The organism is Plantactinospora sp. B24E8 (assembly GCF_039871735.1).
Lineage (GTDB): Bacteria > Actinomycetota > Actinomycetes > Mycobacteriales > Micromonosporaceae > Plantactinospora.
In genome coordinates this window covers 241735-261387 of sequence record NZ_JBDPMH010000003.1, presented here as the reverse complement: position 1 = coordinate 261387, position 19653 = coordinate 241735, and the positions used below count along the sequence as shown (strand labels likewise).

Annotated in this window: 15 protein-coding genes; 7 read left to right on the top strand and 8 right to left on the bottom strand. The window is 73.4% G+C overall.

The features are described 5' to 3' along the window. Positions 1–6: 6 nt before the first annotated feature. The 5 genes from rph to ABGB21_RS07305 form a co-directional block, all read right to left on the bottom strand. Positions 7–735, bottom strand: coding sequence for a ribonuclease PH (rph, locus tag ABGB21_RS07325; RefSeq protein ID WP_347655385.1), 729 nt, complete (start codon positions 733–735; stop codon positions 7–9). 89 nt (positions 736–824) lie between these two features. Further along, complete coding sequence (locus ABGB21_RS07320) at positions 825–1571, bottom strand: MBL fold metallo-hydrolase (RefSeq protein WP_347655386.1); 747 nt, start codon at positions 1569–1571, stop codon at positions 825–827. Between the two features lie 296 nt (positions 1572–1867). Next, complete coding sequence (locus tag ABGB21_RS07315; protein ID WP_347655387.1) at positions 1868–2833, bottom strand: pyridoxal-phosphate dependent enzyme; 966 nt, start codon at positions 2831–2833, stop codon at positions 1868–1870. A gap of 10 nt (positions 2834–2843) precedes the next feature. Continuing rightward, entirely contained in the window at positions 2844–3239 is a 396-nt protein-coding gene (locus ABGB21_RS07310) for a MoaD family protein (protein WP_347655388.1), read from the bottom strand. Positions 3240–3326: 87 nt separating this feature from the next. Continuing rightward, a complete protein-coding gene (locus ABGB21_RS07305) occupies positions 3327–3815 on the bottom strand; it encodes a M67 family metallopeptidase (RefSeq protein ID WP_347655389.1) in 489 nt (162 codons plus the stop codon). A 186-nt stretch (positions 3816–4001) separates the two neighbouring features. On the opposite strand from ABGB21_RS07305, the gene ABGB21_RS07300 reads away from it, so the two are divergent. After that, the gene (locus tag ABGB21_RS07300) at positions 4002–4865 is read left to right on the top strand and encodes an aldo/keto reductase (protein ID WP_347676961.1); all 864 of its coding nucleotides are present in this window, start codon (positions 4002–4004) and stop codon (positions 4863–4865) included. A gap of 71 nt (positions 4866–4936) precedes the next feature. On the opposite strand, the gene ABGB21_RS07295 is transcribed toward ABGB21_RS07300, so the two are convergent. The 3 genes from ABGB21_RS07295 to ABGB21_RS07285 form a co-directional block, all read right to left on the bottom strand. After that, on the bottom strand, positions 4937–5464 hold the full coding sequence (locus ABGB21_RS07295) for a DUF2017 domain-containing protein (protein ID WP_347655391.1): 528 nt from the start codon (positions 5462–5464) through the stop codon (positions 4937–4939). Beyond that, a complete protein-coding gene (gene clpS / locus ABGB21_RS07290) occupies positions 5440–5730 on the bottom strand; it encodes an ATP-dependent Clp protease adapter ClpS (RefSeq protein ID WP_331213031.1) in 291 nt (96 codons plus the stop codon). The genes ABGB21_RS07295 and clpS overlap by 25 nt, the downstream gene beginning before the upstream one ends. A 123-nt stretch (positions 5731–5853) precedes the next feature. Further along, on the bottom strand, positions 5854–7377 hold the full coding sequence (locus ABGB21_RS07285) for a hypothetical protein (protein ID WP_347655392.1): 1524 nt from the start codon (positions 7375–7377) through the stop codon (positions 5854–5856). Between the two features lie 198 nt (positions 7378–7575). Between ABGB21_RS07285 and ABGB21_RS07280 the strand changes: the two genes are divergently transcribed. The 6 genes from ABGB21_RS07280 to ABGB21_RS07255 all read left to right on the top strand — a co-directional run bounded on the left by ABGB21_RS07280 (position 7576) and on the right by ABGB21_RS07255 (position 19590). Further along, positions 7576–10254, top strand: coding sequence for a LuxR C-terminal-related transcriptional regulator (locus ABGB21_RS07280; RefSeq protein ID WP_347655393.1), 2679 nt, complete (start codon positions 7576–7578; stop codon positions 10252–10254). A 37-nt stretch (positions 10255–10291) separates the two neighbouring features. Then, positions 10292–11575 (top strand): nicotinate phosphoribosyltransferase, encoded by a 1284-nt coding sequence (locus ABGB21_RS07275; RefSeq protein ID WP_347676959.1) that lies wholly within the window; start codon positions 10292–10294, stop codon positions 11573–11575. 39 nt (positions 11576–11614) lie between these two features. Next, positions 11615–12202, top strand: coding sequence for an isochorismatase family protein (locus ABGB21_RS07270; protein WP_347676957.1), 588 nt, complete (start codon positions 11615–11617; stop codon positions 12200–12202). Positions 12203–12262: 60 nt separating this feature from the next. Next, positions 12263–13477 (top strand): MFS transporter, encoded by a 1215-nt coding sequence (locus tag ABGB21_RS07265; protein ID WP_347655396.1) that lies wholly within the window; start codon positions 12263–12265, stop codon positions 13475–13477. Between the two features lie 252 nt (positions 13478–13729). Then, complete coding sequence (locus ABGB21_RS07260) at positions 13730–14593, top strand: DUF4132 domain-containing protein (protein WP_347676955.1); 864 nt, start codon at positions 13730–13732, stop codon at positions 14591–14593. Positions 14594–14598: 5 nt separating this feature from the next. Continuing rightward, positions 14599–19590, top strand: coding sequence for a hypothetical protein (locus ABGB21_RS07255; protein WP_347676953.1), 4992 nt, complete (start codon positions 14599–14601; stop codon positions 19588–19590). Positions 19591–19653: the final 63 nt, after the last annotated feature.

Below are 19653 nucleotides of genomic sequence, written 5' to 3'. Positions count from 1 at the left end.
CCGCCGTCATCCGGCCAGCGCCTTCCGCTGGGCCTCGGTCAGCTCGGCGCAGCCCAGTACGCCGAGGTCGAGCAACGCGTCGAGCTGCTCGCGGGCGAAGACACCGGCCTCACCCGTACCCTGCACCTCGACGAAGTCCCCGGTGCCGGTGCAGACCACGTTCATGTCCACCTCGGCCGCCACGTCCTCCAGGTAGTTCAGGTCCAGCCGGGGCTCACCCTCGATGATCCCTACGCTGACCGCCGCGATCGACCGGTGCACCACCTTGTCCGGCTTGCCGGCCAGCGCCTTCCGGTCGGCCAGCCAGCTGACCGCGTCGTGCAACGCGACGTACGCCCCGGTGATCGCGGCGGTCCGGGTGCCGCCGTCGGCCTGCAGCACGTCGCAGTCGAGCACGATCGAGTTCTCGCCGAGCGCCTTCAGGTCGATACAGGCCCGCAGGCTCCGCCCGATCAGCCGGGAGATCTCGTGGGTACGGCCGCCGACCTTGCCCCGGACACTCTCCCGGTCGGAACGGGTGGTGGTCGAGCGGGGCAGCATCGAGTACTCGGCGGTGACCCAGCCCAGGCCGGATCCCTTGCGCCAGCGCGGCACCCCCTCGGTGACGCTGGCCGTGCAGAGCACCCGGGTGTCGCCGAACTCGACGAGCACCGAACCCTCCGGATGCATGCTCCAGCCTCGGGTCAGGGTCACCGGTCGGAGTTGGTCGGGCCGCCGCCCGTCAGGTCGCGCCATGTGCGCAGCCTATGTGTTGCCGGGATCGCCCCGCCCGAGGGTGTCCCGGCCACCGACAACCGGGCCGGTCAGCCGGCACGGCGCAGCGGTCAGACCTCGTACCGGCAGCCGGGCCGGACCACCTCGACCGGGCCGGCGAACGCGGAGAGCGCCGCCTCGTGCGTCATCGCCTCACTGCCCCAGGCCGCCACCAGGTGGGTGAGCAGCAGCCGGCCCACCTCCGCCTTGGTCGCGATCTCGCCCGCCTCCCGGCCGGTCAGGTGCAGGTCCGGCGGATTGTCCACGCCGTCGAGGTAACTGGCCTCGCACAGGAACAGGTCGGCACGGTGCGCCAGCCGGAGCAGGGAGTCGCAGGGCGCGGTGTCGGACGAGTAGCAGAGGCTCCGGCCGTCGTGCTCCAGCCGTACGCCGTACGTCTCCACCGGGTGGTTGACCCGGTCGACGGTGACCGTGAACGGCCCGATCGGGAAGCTGCCCGGCTGGAGGCCGTAGAAGGTGTAGACGTCGTCGAGCACCCCCTCGTCCAGGCTGTACGCGTTGGCGAGCCGGTCCGGGGCGCCGCTCGGGGCGTACACCGGCAGCGGTGGATAGGGGCCGTCCGGGGCGTACCGACGGACCACGATGTACGGCACCGCGTCGAGGATGTGGTCGCCGTGCAGGTGCGTGAGGAGGATCGCGTCCACCACGTTGAGCCCGACGTACCGCTGCAGGGCGGAGAGCGATCCCGAGCCGAAATCGAGGAGCAGACGGAAGCCTTCCGCCTCGACCAGGTAGGCCGAGCAGGCCGCCTCCGGACCGGGGAAACTACCCGCGCAGCCGAGAATCGTCAGTCGCATCCGGTCGCCCCGTCATCACTGATGGTCACAGACAGTCGGTCGGCCGAGGCGTAGGCGATCATCGCCGAAACGTCTGTCACGGTGCGCAGCCTACGCCGCGACACCTGGGCACAAGAAAGATCCCGTGACCTTTGTCGCCAACGTGACACCGGGTCGTGACCGCCCCGCCCGGTACGAACCGGGTCGCCGCAATCGGCCGTTACCGTTACGTTCCGTCACCTTCGTGGCAAGGATGCCGGGTCGGTCCGCGCGGCCGTCCGGCCCGGTTCGGGGCCCGGGCCCCGAACCGGATCGGATCAGGCCCAGAGCTGGCCCTCCAGCGCGTCCTCGGCGTCGGAGAGGGTGCCGCCGTACGCCCCGGTCGAGAGGTATTTCCAGCCGCCGTCGGCGACCACGAACGCGACGTCGGCGCGGCGGCCGGCCTTGACCGCCTCGTGCGCCACCGCCAGCGCCGCGTGCAGGATCGCCCCGGTGGAGAAGCCGGCGAAGATCCCCTCCACCTCCACCAACTGCCGGGTACGCAGCACCGCGTCCCGGGTCCCAACCGAGAAGCGGCGGGTCAGCACGCTGGCGTCGTACAGCTCGGGGACGTAGCCCTCGTCGATGTTGCGCAGCCCGTAGACCAGCTCGCCGTACCGGGGCTCGGCGGCGATGATCTCGATCTCCTCGACCTTCTCCCGCAGGTACCGTCCGGTCCCCATCAGGGTGCCGGTGGTACCCAGCCCGGCCACGAAGTGCGTGATCGTGGGCAGGTCGTGCAGCAGCTCGGGACCGGTCGTCTCGTAGTGCGCCCGGGCGTTGCCCTGGTTGCCGTACTGGTAGAGCATCACCCAGTCCGGGTGTTCGGCGGCGATCTGCTTCGCCGTCGCCACCGCCTGGTTCGAGCCGCCGGCCGCCGGCGAAAAAATGATTTCCGCGCCGTACATCCGGAGCAGCTGCACCCGCTCGGTCGAGACGTTCTCCGGCATCACGCAGACCAGCCGGTAACCGCGCAGCTTCGCCACCATGGCCAGCGAGATCCCGGTGTTGCCGCTGGTCGGCTCCAGGATGGTGTCACCGGCGCGGAGCCGGCCGTTCCGTTCCGCCTCCCGGACCATGAACAGGGCCGCCCGGTCCTTGATGCTGCCGGTCGGGTTCCGGTCCTCCAGCTTCGCCCAGAGCCGCACCGGCGGTGCCCCGTCGGGCACCACCGGCGACAGGCGGGGCAGCCCCACCAGCGGAGTACCGCCGCACGCGTCGAGCAGGCTCTCGTACCGCGTCATGGCGGCCTGCTCAGCGGGCCGAGGCCGCGGAACCGTGCCCGGCCACCGCCGAGGTCGCGGCGCTGTGCCCGGCCACCACCGAGGTCGCGGCGCTGTGCCCGATGATCGCCGCTGCCGCGGCGAGGCCGAACGCGCCACCCGCGACGGCCGGCAGGATGGTCACCGTGTCCCCGTCGGAGAGCTTCGCGTCGAGCGAGCCGAGGAACCGGACGTCCTCGTCGTTGACGTAGACGTTGACGAAACGGTGCAGCGCGCCCTGGTCGGTGATCAGTCGGCCGCGCAGGCCGGAGTACCTGCTGTCCAGGTCGGACAGCAGGTCGCCGAGCGAGTCGCCCGACCCCTCGACGACCTTCGCGCCGCCGGTGTAGCTCCGCAGGATGGTGGGGATACGAACTTCGATGGCCATGATGGACATGCTCCTTGTGACGTGTGGAGTCGGGGAACGACGGATTCGGGGGAACGGACTACGGATCGGCTGCCGGATCCCGGAGGATCAGCTGCCCGAACACTCGTAGTCGACCGTCGTCGGGCTCTGCCCGAACATGTACGACTGGACCGCGTTCGGGTCCACCCTGGCGTCGACGACCCGGACCGGCTCCTCGGTCACCACACCGTCCACGATCCGGAACGAGCGGATCTCCTCGGTCTCCGGATCCCGGGTCGAGACGAGCAGGTAGTGCGCGTTCGGCTCACCGGCGAAGGAGATGTCGGTGCGGGACGGGTACGCCTCGGTCGCGGTGTGCGAGTGGTAGATGACCACCGGCTCCTCGTCGCGGTCGTCCATCTCCCGCCACAGCCGCAGCTGTTCCATCGAGTCGAACTCGTAGAACGTCATCGACCGGGCGGCGTTCACCATCGGGATGTGCCGGGTCGGGGTGTCGGAGCCCACCGGTCCGGCGACCACGCCGCACGCCTCGTCCGGATGGTCCCGACGGGCGTGCGCGACGATCGCCTCGACTATCGACCGGTCGATGCTCAGCACGACGCCCAGCCTACCGCCTGTCCGGCCGACCGCGCCCGGGCCGTCTCGGCTCCCGGGAGTGGCCGACCTCACCCGGTGTCCGCCGGCCATCGGGGTCGCGATGTGGCAGAAAGGGAAAGTTGACATTCGGGGGCCCGTACCCGGTGCAGAGTGGGGCGGGAAACCCGAGACTGAGGAGGCAACGCGATGAAACACCGCCGCATCGGTGACACCGAGGTGAGCGCGATCGGGCTCGGCGCGATGCCGATGTCGATCGAGGGGCGTCCGGACGAGGACCGCTCCGTCCGGACCATCCACGCGGCACTCGACGCCGGGGTCACCCTGATCGACACCGCGGACGCCTACCACCTGTACGCGGGTGAGGTGGGACACAACGAGACGCTGATCGCCCGGGCTCTGGCCGGCTACGGCGGGGACAGCTCCGGGGTGCTGGTCGCCACCAAGGGCGGGCACCTGCGTCCCGGCGACGGCAGCTGGACCATCGACGGCTCGCCGGACCACATCAAAGCCGCCTGCGACGCGTCGTTGAAGCGGCTCGGGGTGGAGGCGATCGGGCTCTACCAGCACCACCGCCCCGACCCGAAGGTCCCGTACGCCGAGTCGATCGGCGCGGTCCGGGACCTGGTCGACGCCGGCAAGGTCCGGCTGGCCGGCATCTCCAACGCCAACCCGGACCAGATCCGCGAGGCCCGGGAGATCCTCGGTGACCGGCTCGTCTCGGTGCAGAACCAGTACTCCCCGGCGTTCCGTTCCTCGGAGCCGGAGCTGGAACTCTGCGACGAGCTGGGCCTGGCCTTCCTGCCCTGGTCACCGCTGGGCGGCATCGCCCAGGCCGGTGAGCTGGGCAACCGGTTCGCCCCGTTCGCCGAGGTGGCCGCCGCCCGTGGGTTCAGCCCGCAGCAGGTCTGCCTGGCCTGGATGCTGGCGAAGTCCCCGGTGGTGATCCCGATCCCGGGGTCGAGCCGGCCGGAGACCATCCGCGACTCGGTGGCCGCCGTCGACCTCACCCTCGACGCCGCCGAGCTGGCGACGCTGAACCAGACGGCCTGACCGGTCGGGAAGGGGCCCGTCCTGGCGTTCCGGACGGGCCCCTTCCCCACCGCGCAGTGCACGGCGGCCGCTCAGTGGTCGACGATCAACGCGCGGAGCAGGGACTCCTGCAGGTAACCGAGGTAGGCGTAGACGGAGAGCTGGAAGACCCGGGTCGAGGTCGGGTCGTGCAGCACCGCGTCGTCGAGTTCGTCGCCGAGGTCGGTGTCGGCGGAGATGTCGAGGCGTACCCCCATCGCCAGCCGGGCGTCGTTGAGAGCGCGCAGCCACGCCTCGGCCGCCTCGCCGTCGAGGCGTACCTCCCCGCCGGTGGCCGGCGGCAGGGCCGCCAGTACCGCACCCGCCTGGTCGATCTTGCCGGTCTTGAGATCGCCCTCGGTGTACCGCCGGAACTCCGCCGACTCCTCCGGATCCTCCGGGTAGGTGTCCGGGAAGAGCCGCCCGACAACCGGGTCGGAGTGGTCGAAACCGTCGGTGAGCAGCCCCACCACCTCGGAGGCGACCTTGCGGAGCACCCGTACCTCGTCGGCGGCGAAGGTCGCCACGCAGTGCTCGCCCTGCCGGCGGAAGGTACTCACGCGCGCTCCACGGTCGCCCACAGCCCGTACGCGTGCAGCCGGGACGCGTCGTGTTCCATCCGCTCCCGGGCGCCGCTGGAGACCACGGCCTTGCCCTTGTGGTGCACGTCGAGCATCAGTTTCTCGGCCTTCTCGTGGCTGTAGCCGAAGAGTTTCTGGAACACCCAGGTCACGTACGACATCAGGTTGACCGGGTCGTCCCAGACGATCGTCACCCATGCCCGGTCGGTGACCGGCACCTCGTCGGTGTCCGGCGTTTCGACCGGTGCAACCTGTGGAGCCGCCATGCCCCCCATCGTGCCACCGTCGGCGCCGAACCGGAGAATCGACGCCCGGCCGCGTCGCGACGCCCCGTCAGCGGCTGCCCGAGTGGCCCACCACACCCCGTCGCCGACCACCGGATCCGCCGGTCAGCCGCGCAGCCGGCCGTGCCGGATCGCGTCGGTGAGGACCACCGTGAGCGCGGCACGGACTGCCTCGAACCGTCCGGTCACCTCGCGGGACACTTCCAGTTCGATCTCCCGCAGTGCCCGCTGCAGCCAGGAGCGGGCACTGCCCGGGTCGGCGTGTCCCGGCTCCCGCCAGTATCCGTAGCACTCCCCGCGCAGGCCGAGCCCGAGCGGCGGCAGGATCGCGGCGGCGGTGCAGCCGGGATAACTCGCCGGGGCCCGGGCGGTGCCGGCGGCGTCGACCGGCTCGATCGCCGCGGTCCGACCGAGCAGCAGCACACGTGGGGGTGCCCCGCCGCCGGGCCGGTCGGTCAGCGCCTGGCCGACCGCGGCGGCGGCACGCAGTCGTACGGCGTCGTCCGGCTCCTCGCCGAAGACCAACCCGAGCGACTCGCCGAGGATCCGGTCCACCTCCGTGTCGCAGGCGGCCATCACGTCCAACGCCAGCGACTCCAGCTCACGGTCCAGGAATCCGGGAAGCCCGGCGACCCCCGCCCCGTCGACTATCTCCTGAACGCCGCGCAGGTGGATGCTTGCCGCCTCCAGGGCGATCTCCCGACGGAGCCGGTGTGTGCAGGTACGGACCCGGCGGTCCAACCGGTCCGCCCAGCCGGTGGCGGACGCCTCCGGCGCCACCCGGACGGTACGCCCGAAGCCCGGCACCACCGGCGGGACCCGGCTCGCCCGGCGCAGCCCCTCCGCGCTGGCCCAGTCGACCAGGGCCCGGCGCAGGTAGGCGGGGTCGGCCGGGTCCAGGTCGAGCCAGGACAGCCCGGCGAGCGCCGGCACCCGATCGACGAGTTCGGCCCGCCGCCGGTCGACCTCCGCCCAGTACGCGGCCAGGGCGGCACCGCCGTCGTCCCCGTCCACCACCTCACCGACAAGCACTTCCCCGCACGCGGCCGCCGGCGGCGGCCAGGTGTCGTCGCCGCCGGGGGTGCCGACCAGGAAGATGGCCGCCTCGCCCGCCACCTCGCCGAGCAGTTCGACGTCGGCGGGGGTGACCTGCTGGTCCGCCGGAAGGACGAACAGCAGGGCGCCGCCGCGCCGGACGGTGTCCCGGACGATCCGCCGGCCGGCCACCCCCAGGGTCTCCGGATCCGGCGTGTTGACCAGGTGGAAGTGCCGGAGCAGCGGCTCCGGCCCGGCCAGGTCGATCCGGCGCGGTGGACGCCCCGGTGCCTCGCCGGCCAGCCCGGGCACCTGGACGGTGACGTCGAGGGTCGGCGCGTACCGGAAGACCTGGAAGCTCTCCGGGGGCAGCCGCATCGCCGAGGGGGTGACCGTGACCCCCAGCAGTCCGGCGAGGACCGCCCGGCGGTCGGCGCCGGCCGGGCCGACGGCGACCACCGCGAGCGGTTCGTCCGGGGCCGGCGGCACCGCCGGGTGCCGGCGCGGCACCGCCCGGGGTACGGCGACGTCGCCGAGCAGCTCCGACTCTGCGCCGGACCGTTGCGGCACCGCCGCGGCGTGTGGCGACGTCATCGGCGCTCCCACCTTCCGATCGACCAATCCACCCTCGACGATTCGGTCGATGCGACATCCGCCCGAATGCCGGAACGCTATGTGTCGATGCCCACACGCTGCGAGTATCCACGGTACTCATTGCCTCATCGATGAACTACTCAAATTCACTCCGTCACGGGACGGGCGCAGCTGCCCTTCGGTCTATATGCTGCCCCGATGGGGCGGTGGAGGTTCGTTGGCAGGACGGATGAACTCAGCCGACTGGTGAACGCCGCCACCAGTCCGGGAGGCCGTGGCCTCTTCGTCAGCGGCAGCGCCGGCGTCGGCAAGAGCCGACTGCTCGCCCAGAGCCTGGAGCAGCTGCCCGCACTGGGCTGCGCGGTCTGGTCCGCGTCGGCCAACATCGCCACCGCCGGCATCCCGTTCGGTGGCCTGGCCCAGGTGCTGCCGGCCGACCAGCCGGCCGGGCTCACCCCGGCCGGGATCATGCGCTGGGCCGTCGACGCACTGCACCAGCAGGCGGCGGGGCGACGGATCGTCATCGGCATCGACGACGCCCACCTGCTCGACCCCTCCTCGGCCGCGCTGGTCTATCTGATCGCCCGCTCCGACAACGCCACCGTGCTGGGGACGCTCCGCAGCGGCGAGCCGGTGCCGCTGCCGATCCGGGCGCTGTGGACCGACGACCTGGTGGACCACGCCGAGCTCGAACCGCTCGGCCTGGGCGAGACCGACGACCTGTTGACCGCGATGCTCGGCGAGCCGGTCGACGGACCGTCGGCGGACCGGCTGCACCGGCTCTCCGCCGGCAATCCGCTGCTGCTCCGTGAGCTGGTCATCGCGGCGCAGACGAGCAACGAGCTGAGCCGGGCGTACGGGCTGTGGCGGTGGACCGGCCGCAGCCACCTGCCGCCCAGCCTGGACGACCTGGTCGACGCCCGGATCGGCCAGCTGGAGCAGGGCGTCCGGACGGTGGTCGAGCTGGTGGCGATGGGCGAGCCGATCGGGCTGGCCCTGCTCACCCGGGCCACCGACCACGCCGACGTGGAGGTCGCCGAGGAACGGGGACTGATCCGGGTCGTCACCCACGACCGCCGCTCCGACGTACGCCTCGCCCACCCGCTCTACGGCGAGGTGGTCCGGCGGCGCTGCCCGGTCACCCGGACCCGTCGGCTCAGCGCCCAGCTCGCCGACCTGGTGGAGGCGGTCGGCACCCGACGCCGCGACGACCTGCTCCGGGTCGCGGTGTGGCGGCTCGACTCCGGCACCGCCCAGGATCCGGCCCTGCTGCTGAAGGCGGGCGCCCAGGCGTTCAGCCAGTTCGACGTACCGCTGGCCGCCCGGCTGGCCCGGGCGGCGCTGGACACCGGCGGCGGTTACCAGGCCGCCGAACTGCTCGCCACCATCCTGATGTTCGGCGACCGGGCCGCCGAGGCGATCGGGGTGCTCGACGCGGTCACCGACCAGCTCACCTCGGAAACCCGCCGGGCCCGGTGGCTGACCGTGCGCGGCATGGTCTCCTACTGGGGGCTCAACCGGGAGTCCACGGTGGCCGAGATCGCCGCGGACGCCGGGCGGCTCACCGACCCGGCGGACCGGGCCCGGGTGGTCGCGTTCGAGGCGATCATGCGGCTGCACCGGCTGGAGTGCGCCGAGGCTTTGCGGCTGAGCCGCTCGGTGCTGGACCGGCCGGCGGCCACCGTCGCCGCCCGGGGACTGGCCCGGTGCACCATCGCCCACCTGCAGGCGGCCCGGGGCGAGCTGACGCTGAGCGGCCGCGCCGTCGAGGGCGTCGCGGCCGAGGCGGCACAGTGGCGGGCCGACATGCCGTACCTGCAACTCGCCCTGGAACTGGCCCGGGGCACCCGGCTCGCGCTCGCCGGCGACCTGTCCGGGATCGACGCCATCGTCGCCGCCGAGTTCGCCGACCTGGCCGACGCCGGCGACTTCCGGCTCGGTTCCGGCTACCTGTCCATCCTGCGCGCCCAGGCGGCCCGGCTGCGGGGCCAGACCGGGGAGGCACTGCGGACCAGTCTCGGCGCCTGCGCCGTCCTCGCCACCAGCCAGGTCTTCGCCGGCCTCGCGCACGCCGAGCGGGCCCAGGCGGCGGCGATGCGCGGCGACGTGGACTCGGCGACCGAGGCGATGGCCGAGTCGGACCGGGCGCACAGCTCCGGGATGGCGATCCTCTACCCCTGGCTGGAGCAGGCCCGGGCCACCGTCCAGGCGGCCACCGGGGACGTCGCCGGGGCGGTCGGTCTGCTCCGGGATCTGGTGCACCGGCTGCAGGGTGACGGGTTCGCCGGGCACGAGGTGCTGGCCCTGCACGACCTGGTCCGGCTCGGCCGGGCCGACGTGGAGGTCGGCGAGCCGACGATCACCGGTCGGCGGCAGAGCGTGGCGCAGCGGCTCTCCGAACTGAGCGAGACCGTCGACGGGCCACTGCCGTCCCTGATGGCCCGGCACGCCCGGGCCGAGTACGCCCACTCCGGCGACCAGCTGCTCGCCGTCGCCGACGCCTTCGCCGAGCTGGAGCTGAACGTCTTCGCCGCCGAGGCCACCAGTCGGGCGGTCTCCCGGCTGCGCGCGGCCCGGTCGGTCCGGTCCCACGAGGCGAACCTGCGGCTCGCCGAACTGCTGCGCCGCTGCGACGTACTCCGGACCCCGGCGCTGAGTGTCCGGCAGCCGGCGCTGACCGACCGGGAGCGGCAGATCGCCCGGCTGGCCGCCCGGGGTCTGGCCAGTCGCAACATCGCGGAGCAGCTCTACATTTCGACCCGGACGGTGGAGAACCACCTGCAGCGGGTCTACAACAAGCTCGGCGTCACCGGTCGCGGCGAACTCTGGCCGGCGCTGCGCTCGATGCCCGAGCCCGAGGCCGACCCGGACCGCTGAGCGACACCGCCCGACCGGGCACGCTTAGGCTGGCCTGGTGCACAGTTCCCATCCCGCCCTGCTCACCGACCACTACGAGCTGACCATGGTCAGCGCGGCGCTGCGGGACGGCACCGCCGACCGGCGCTGCGTCTTCGAGGTCTTCACCCGCCGACTGCCGACCGGCCGGCGGTACGGGGTGGTCGCCGGCACGACGCGCCTGGTCGAACTGCTCCGCGACTTCCGGTTCGACGAGGCGGAGGTGGCGTTCCTCCGGGACACCGGGGTGGTCGACGAGCCGACCGCGAGGTGGCTGGCGGACTACCGGTTCACCGGCGACATCACCGGCTACGCCGAGGGGGAACTGTACTTCCCGAACTCGCCGATCCTGACCGTCTCCGGCACCTTCGCCGAGTGCGTACTGCTGGAGACCCTGACCCTGTCGGTGCTCAACCACGACTCGGCGGTCGCGGCGGCAGCGGCCCGGATGGTCACCGCGGCCCGCGGCCGTACGCTGATCGAGATGGGTGCCCGGCGGGCCCAGGAGGCGGCCGCGGTGGCCGCCGCCCGCGCCGCCTACCTGGCCGGCTTCGGCTTCACCTCGAACCTGGCCGCCGGGCGGCGCTACGGCATCCCGACCGCCGGCACCGCCGCGCACGCCTTCACCCTGCTGCATGACGACGAGCCGGCCGCGTTCGCCTCCCAGGTCGCCGCGCTGGGCCGGGACACCACCCTGCTGGTCGACACCTACGACATCGCCCAGGGGATCCGGAACGCGATCGCGGTCGCCGGGCCGGAACTGCGGGCGGTCCGGATCGACTCCGGCGACCTGTCGGTGCTGGCCGGGCACTCCCGGGAACTGCTCGACTCGCTCGGCGCCACCGAAACGAAGATCATCGTCTCGGGTGACCTCGACGAGTACGCGATCGCCGCGCTCGCCGCCGAACCGGTCGACATGTACGGCGCCGGCACCGCCGTGGTGACCGGCTCCGGCGCGCCGACCGCCGGGCTGGTCTACAAGCTCGTCGAGGTCGACGGGCGGCCGGTGGTCAAGCGCTCCGAGCACAAGGCCACCGTCGGCGGCCGGAAGACCGCGGTACGTCGGCACAAGCCCAGCGGCACCGCCACCGAGGAGATCGTCGTCCCGCAGGGCGCCCCGGAACCCCGCCCGCACGACCGTGCCCTGCAGCGCCCGTACGTCGTGAACGGCGAGCCGGTGGACGATCTTCCCACTCTCGCCGAGTCCCGGGAGCACCTGCGGCAGTGCCTGATCTCCATCCCCTGGGAGGGGCTCAAGCTCTCCGCCGGGGACCCGACCATCCCGGTCATCGTGCAGGCGTAGGTCTGCCACCATCCGACGAGCTGAGAGGGAACGGGACCGATGAGCCGAGCGCTGATCATCGTCGACGTACAGAACGACTTCTGCGAGGGAGGGTCGCTCGCCGTCGCCGGCGGCGCCTCGGTGGCCGCCGGGATCTCCCGGCTGCTCGCCGCCGAGCCGGACCGCTGGGACCACGTGGTGGCGACCAAGGACCACCACATCGACCCCGGTCCGCACTTCAGCGCGGAGCCGGATTTTGTCGGGTCGTGGCCCCCGCACTGTGTGGTGGGCAGCGACGGCGCCCAGTTCCACCCCGACCTGGCGACCGACCGGGTCGAGGCGGTGTTCCACAAGGGCGAGTGGCAGGCCGCCTACTCCGGCTTCGAGGGGGCGGCCGAGGGGGCGGAGAAGCTCGCGGACTGGCTTCGCCGGCACTCGGTGGAGAGTGTCGAGGTGGTCGGCATCGCCACCGACCACTGCGTCCGGGCCACCGCCCTGGACGCGGCGCGGGAGGGTTTCGCGACCAGTGTGTTGCTCGACCTGACCGCCGGGGTCGCCGAGGGCACCACCCGGGCCGCGCTCGACTCGATGCGCGAGGCCGGGGTCACCCTGCACGGCACGCCTGTGCTCGGCACCCCGGGCACGTAATCCGGTTGCGGGTCGACCGTGCCCGACCGGCAGGATGAGCAGCCGGAGGTACGGAGCCCAATGAATCTAGCCCCTTACCGGACAGCGCTCGCGCTGCCCGGTGTCCGTTCCCTGGTGCTGGTCGCCCTGGTGGCCCGGATCCCGGCCACCATGACCGCGGTGACCCTCACCCTGTACGTCGTGCTCCACCTCCACCGAGGTTACGGCGCGGCCGGCCTGGTGGGGGCGGCGCTGACCGTCGGCAGTACGGTCGGCGCCCCGCTGCTGGGGCGGCTGGTCGACCGGCGCGGACTGCGGACGATGCTGATCCTGGCCACCCTCGGCACCGGCGTCTTCTGGATCACCGCACAGTCGATGTCGTATCCGGTGCTGCTCGGCACCGCCCTGCTCGGCGGCCTGGTCAACCTGCCGGTGTTCGGGGTCGTCCGGCAGTCGCTCGCCGCGCTCGTCCCGGAGGCGCACCGCCGACCGGCGTACGCGTTGGACTCGATGGCGGTCGAACTGTCCTACATGGCCGGTCCGGCGTTGGCGGTGCTGCTGGTCACCTCGGTGTCGCCCCGGGCCGCCCTGGTCGCCGTCGGCACCGGCCTGGTGCTCGCCGGGGTGGCGCTCCTTGTCCTCGACCCGCCGGTCCGGGCCGGGGACGAGCCGGTCACGCCCGGCCGTCCGCCCGCCCGCCGGGAGTGGCTGACCCCCCGACTGCTCGGGCTGCTGGCCGCCACCGCCGCCACCACACTGGTGCTGGCCGGCACCGACGTCGCCGTGGTGGCGGTGCTGCGGGACTCCGGCCAGGTCGCCTGGACCGGGTTGGTGCTGGCGATGTGGGGCGCCTCCTCCCTGGTCGGCGGTTTCGCGTACGGCGCGGTACGCCGACCGCCGTCGGCGCTGTACCTGACCCTGCTGCTCGGTCTGGCCACCGTGCCGGTCGGCCTCGGCGGCGGCCAGTGGTGGGGACTCACACTGGCGTTGTTACCGGCCGGTCTGCTCTGCGCCCCGTCCCTGGCGGCCTCCGCCGACGCGGTGAGCCGGCTCGCCCCGGCCGCGGTCCGGGGTGAGGCGATGGGACTGCACAACTCGGCGCTGACCACCGGGATTGCGCTGGGCTCCCCACTGGCCGGTGCGGTGATCGACGTCGCCGGCCCGTCGTGGGGTTTCGCGACCGCCGGCCTGACCGGCGCCGGGATCGCCCTGGCCCTGATCCTCGTCAGGCTGTCACGGCGCGGGTCGGCCACGCCGGTGACCGGGCACGCCACCCCGGCCACCGTCGACCGCTGACCGACGCGACAGTCGGCCCGCACGCCTTTGCCGCACCCCCGGTGTCCACACTGGCACGTCGGGATCCCCGACATCGGCCGACCCCGGTACTCTGCCCCGGGCGCGACCCGGTTTTGTCGGTGCCGCTGACTAACGTTCCACGCGTTCCCGGCCGGGCCGGGGGGCTTTCCACGCTCCGCACCGTCGTACCCTGCCCGTCTGGCGCACGGCCGGCGGCGGTGCGGAGATCACCAGTGACGGAGGGGTCTACCGGTGGGTTGGCTGTCGGCGGGCGAGGCGTACGAGGTTTCGCTGATCGAGGGCAGGGTCGTCGCCCGGTCGGCCGCCCGCAGGGGTTCCGGCCGCCCGCTGAAGTCCCTGCCCAAGGTGCTGCGGGACCACCCCGAGGTGGATCGGCTGCGTCAACTCACCGAATGGCTCGACCGACACACGGTCGCGTGCCGCGCCCGGGTCGACTCCTGGATGGTGTCGTCGGTTCCGGTGCCCACCGTGTTGCTCGCCCGGGTCTGGCCCGATCCCGCCTGGCAGGAGGCACTGCGCGACCTGGTCGTACTCGGTGACGACCCGACGGTGCCCGGCTTCCTGCGCGACGTCAGCACAGATGGCCTGCTGGGGGTCGTCGACCTCGACGGGGAGAGCCGGCGACTGTCGGCGGAGACGGTACGGCTGCCGCATCCGGTGCTGCTGCCGTACCTGGCGGACCTGCGGGAGTTCGCGCTGGAGCTGAACCTGACCCAGCGGGTCGACCAGCTCCTGCGGACGGTCTGGCCGAAGCCGGCGCAGGTCGGCGAGCGGGCGACCGAGGTGTCGGACTTCCGCGGGGCCAAGCTGGGTTCCCGGAGCGCGCTGGTCGCCAGGGCGACCTCGCTCGGTTGCCAGGTGTCCGGCTCGGTCGTCACCTGCCGGGTCCACGAGGCGGGGCGCACGGTCGAGGCGACCGCCTGGCTGGACGGGGACTACTGGTCGGACTGGACCATGGGCGGTCTCTCCTGGCGGTTGCGGGACGGCCGGCAGTTACCGCTACCGGAGGTCGGTCCGGTGGCCTGGTCGGAGGGGATCCGGATGGCCGCGGCACTGACCGGCGGCCAACCGGCCGATGCGGAGAAGGGTGCGTGACCCCGGTGGCGACTGAGCTGGAGGAACTGCTGGCGGCCGGCGCGGTGCTACCGCTGCCGAACGGTCCGGCCGGTGGGACGGGCAACGGTCCGGCCGACGGAACGGACGACGCTCCGGCCGACGGAACGGGCAACGGTCCGGCCGGCGGAACGGACGACGGTCCGGCCGACGGGACAGCCGACAAGCTGACGGTGCCGCTGACCGCCCGCACCTACCGGCATCCGGTGCTGGACGACCGGCCGGTGGTCCGGCTGGTCGCCGCCGACCTGGGCACCGGGGAGGACGCCACCGCCGAGTTCCTCGGCCTGCGCCGGGTCGACGAACCCGTACCGGTCGGGCTCGGGCAACGCCAGTCACTCGGGTTCCCCGAGTGGGTGCTGGTGCACCATCCGGAGGAGGGCCGGCAGGCCCTGGCCATCGTGCCGGAACTCAGGCGCATCGCCGACCAGGCACGCAGCAAGCCGAAGCAGGCGGTCGAGGCGTACCACGCCCTCGCCGGCCGGCTGGCCCGGTCCGTACCGCATTTCCTGCCCACCTTCTACGAACAGGCCGGCCGGGTCCTGCTCGCCGAGCAGGAGGAGTCGTACGCGGGACAGCTGTTCAACCGGGCCCGCAAGGCCGAGGCGGAACACGGGCTGCCCGTCGACCCGGACCGGCTCGACGAGGTGTACCTGGAGTTCGCGCTCGCCGGGGCGCTCTCCGCGACCGCGCTCGCCGGATACGCCAAGGAACTCGCCGCACGGCTGCCCGCCGGCGAGGCGCTGGACCGCTTCTGCGGGCTCTCCGTACGCGGGGTCGCGGCCGGACTGGTGCCGGCGGCGACGCTCGCGACCACCGTACGTCGGCTGGTCCGCAACGCCGAGAAGGCCGGCGACCGTGCCCGGGCCCAGGCGCGCGAATTGGCGTACCTGACCGACCTGATCAGCCTGCCCGCCACGCTCGGGGCGACCGCCTGGTGGAAGGCGCACCTGCCGGACCTGGTCCGACTGGCCGAACACGACCGGAGTGTGCGGGGCACGCTGCTGAACCTGATGCCCCGCGACAACGACGAGGCGCTGCCGCAGTGGCTGGAGGTCCTCACCCGGACCGGCGCCGTCGAGGGGCTCGTCGATCCGACACTCCCCGCCGACCAGCGCCCGGCGGACGGGACGGCCGGCTGGCTGGGGCGCTTCCTCACCGCCCGGTACGCCCACCGCTACCGCAGGCCGGATCCGCTGCCCGAGTTGGACACGCTGATCGTCCGGCTCGCCGACCAGGTCCGCCGGGAACTCACCGCGTCGCGGACGTCGCTCGGGTTCGTCCCCGATCTCGACCTGATCGACCTGCTGCTGTCGCTGGGGATACCGCTGGACGGTCCCGACGACAAAAGCGTCGACCTGCGCGCCTGGGCCGAGGGCAAACAGCCGCGCGACCTGTCCGGAGTCGCCGGCGACGAGCGGTACCGTGTCGCGCTGATCCGCTGGCTCGGTCAGCCGCAGGAACACAACCGGCTTGTCATCCGGCTGCTCGCCGAGCGGCCCGGCAGCCGGCCGCTGCTGGCCGGCCGGGTCCGGGAGTGGGCCCGGGGGTACGCGACGGCGGCGCTGCCGGACCTGTACGACACGGCCGAGCGGCTCAAGGCGTTGCCCCGGGAGGCGCTGGCACTGGCCCCGGACGAGGTCGCCGCCGCCACCCGACCGGATCTGGTCGGCCACGTCGTCCGCACCCTGCGCGGCGGGCTCTTCGACGAGTTGGGGTGGCCGGCGTGGGAGGAGGCGCTCGACGACGTCGTCGGCCCCGGTGCCTACCAGCGGCGGATCGTCGCGGACGCCTGGCCGCACCTGGTGGTCGCCGGGCCGACCCGGGCCCGGGTGATCGACGCGGACGGCACGCTGCTCTGCCACGACCTGCGCATCCCGCCCGGCGACTCCCCCTGGCGCGACCCCGGGTTCCACTACGTGGACGGGGAGCTGCTGGTGTACTGGCACTCCCAGCAGCACAGCTACGAGCTGCGCGGTTACTGGCACCTGTCCACGGTGCGCGATCCGCAGCCGATGCAGGGCGATCCGCGCCAGGACGACACCGTCACCCTGCCGCTGGCCGGCGGCGGCCGCACGACCGGATCCGGTGTGCTGCACGTCGGCGACACCGAGGTGCCGCGCGGGCGGAGTTTGCTCAGCGACGGTACGTCGTACTGGATCGCCCGGCATGACACCCAGGGCGCCCGGTGGCTCGAGTACGACCCGGTCAGCGGCGAGCACGGCCGGGCGAGCCTGCCCGCCTTCCTCGCCGACGCGCTCGCCGACGCGCCGGCCGGGAGCTCCCTCGACAGGTCGAGCTGGCTGCGGCCCGCGCCGTCGGCCCAGGTGTCTCCGCTCGGCGTACCGGTCGACGGGCTGCTCGGCTGGCGGGTGGTGCGGCTCCCGGACGGGTCGACGCGCGGCGAGGACCGGGCCGGCCGGCGGGTCACGGTGCCCGACCGCCGGCTGCCGGTCGGCGCGCTGACCCTGCCCGGCGACGACCGGCCCCGGGCGCTGCTCGCCGACAACAGTCTGGTCGACCCGGACGGGGTGGTCACGGCGGTGCTCGGGTCGAGCAAGGCCTACTCCCCGACGACGATGCCGATGCCGCCCCGGGCCTACTGGCACCAGCTGCGGGCCCGCGACCCGGAGGGTTCCGCCGCGCTGCGCCGGATCGACCGGGAGACGGTGGCCGCGCTCGTCAAGGCGGCCCTGGAACAGGAGGCGACCCGGCGGGCCCGGGAGAAGGCCCGCCAGCCGCTCACGGCGGAGGAACGCCAGGCCGCCGACGTCGAGCTGACCGGCCTGGTCCGCGCCGCCATTCCGCAACTCAACCACGAGGCGCTGGTGGCCGGGGTGCTCGGCGTACTGCGGTTCGCGATCGCCCGGCAGAACACCTTCGACAGTCTGACCGACCGGCTGCGGGCGGCACCGGCGGGGAGCCGGGAGGAGCCGGTCACCGGCCCGGACGACCAGGAGCTCTCCGCCGCGCTGGACGGGCTCGGCGTCCGGCACCTGAGCACGGCGACGGCGAAGTCGACAGTCCAACAGTTCCGTACGCTGCGCCGGGCGATCGCCGCGACAGCGCCGGATCCGCAGCCGCGACTGCACCTCGACGGGACCTCCCTGCCGACCCCGGTGCTGGACTGGCCGGCCGCGCTCGCCGGCAGCGCGGCGTTCGCCTACCGGGCGGCCGTCGCGACCACCCCGGAGCCGGACCGGGACGCCCTGTGTGCCCTGCTCGCCGAGTTGGACGCGCTCGACCTGGTCACCGTCGGCGACCCGGCCCGGTGGCGGCGGCTCACCCTGCACGTCGCGGCCCAACACCTGAAGCGGCCCGACGGCAAGAACCGGGCCGGCCACTGGCGGGCAGTGCTGCCGGTCGCCGCCGGCACGTTCCTCGCCTGCCACAACTACCAGCAGTCGGGGGCGGCCACCCCGGGGTACCTCTTCCACACGCTGTACCACGACCCGTCCGGGGCGTTCGAGGTGCCGGCGCCGTACACCGTCCTGGACTCGGCGTCGGTCGGCGACAACCGGCCGGCGGGCTGGGTCTCGCGTTTCCTCGCCGAGTACGCCGCGCGCGGGCCGCTGCCGTGGCAGCCGGCGGCGGTCGACCGGTTTGTCGAACTCACCGGCGTCACCCGGGCGGTGGCCACCCTGCTGCTCGCCGGGCTGCCGCTGGTCGACACCGGTGCCGCCCTCGACGCCGAGACCCGCAAGCTGCTGAACCTCAAGACCGTCGAGGTCGGGTACGCCCGCCGGCAGCTCCACACCCTCGCCCCCGACTTCCGGCGGGCCGTGCTCGCGGCCCTGCTCCCGGACGATCCGGCGCGGCTCTGGACGGACGGCCCGGACGTGGCCCGGGCGGCGGAGGTCTGGGTCGCGCTGCTGGGACGGCGGCCGGCCATCCCCGAGCTGCTGCTCGCCGAGGCGGTGAAGGAGGTCCAGGTCGGCTGGGGGCCGCAGCAATCCCTGCCGGCGCTGCTCGAACCGGCGGCCTCGCCGGAGCTGAGCACCGACCTGACCTGGACGGTGCGACACAACCGGGTCGAGCCGGTGGACCAGCAGGCGCGTGGCTTCACCGCCGAGATCCTGGTCGGCATGGTCGCCACCGCGGCCTGGGTGGCCCACCACACCGCCGTCGGTGACCCGTTCCGTGCCGCGCTCCCCGCCGCGCTCGCCGCGCTCCGGGACCGGCTGGCCAACCCCGACCTGCTGTTGAACCTCGGCCGCTACGTCTGGCTCGACGCCTTCCGACAGGTGGCGGGCAGTCCGACCGAGACCGGCAGCGGCTGGGAGCGGTACGGCGCCGTCGTCCTGGCGACCGCCAACAACCGGCCCGACCCGGGTGTTCTGGTGGCTCTGCTCGACGAGACCGGCACCGACCCGTTCCTGCCGGCGTTGCGCGGCGGGTCCCAGCAGATGTTCCCGGTCGAGGCGGCGTTGTGGCTGGTCCGCGACGCCGGCTTCGCCGCCCTGGCCGTCGACCCGGGTGATCCGGTCGCCGGTGGCCGGGATCCGGACGGCACCTGGTGGCCGCAGGATCCGACCCGCTCGGTGCCGGATCTGGTCGCCGAGGTCGCCGCCGCACACGGTTTCGGCCCGGACGCCGCCGCGACGTACCTGATGCTGCTGGCGATGCCCGATCCGACCGACCGGAACGTGGCCCGGTGGACCGGGTGGAAGCCGGCCCGGCTCAAGGCGGCCCGCGCCGAACTCGGCGGCACCGACCTGGTGGTCTCCGCCACCCGGGCCCGGGCCGGGCGTTCGCTCTTCCTGCCCGGCCCCTGGTTGGACAACCCCAGCCCACGGCTGCCGATGGAGCAGTGGAAGCAGCCGCTGTTCACGATCCCGGGCCAGCCGCGTCCGCCGTTCGACACCAACCTTCCGCTGCGACCGGCGGCGGAGCTGTACCGGCGGGCCTGGCAGCGGCTCCGCGACGGGGACATGCCCCGGCTCGAGGAACTGCGCAACCCTGCCCGGGGTCGCCGCTGACCCGCCCGGACGGCCCGGCCCGGCGACCGCAGGGTCGCGCACCACACCGGACACCAGCCTGCG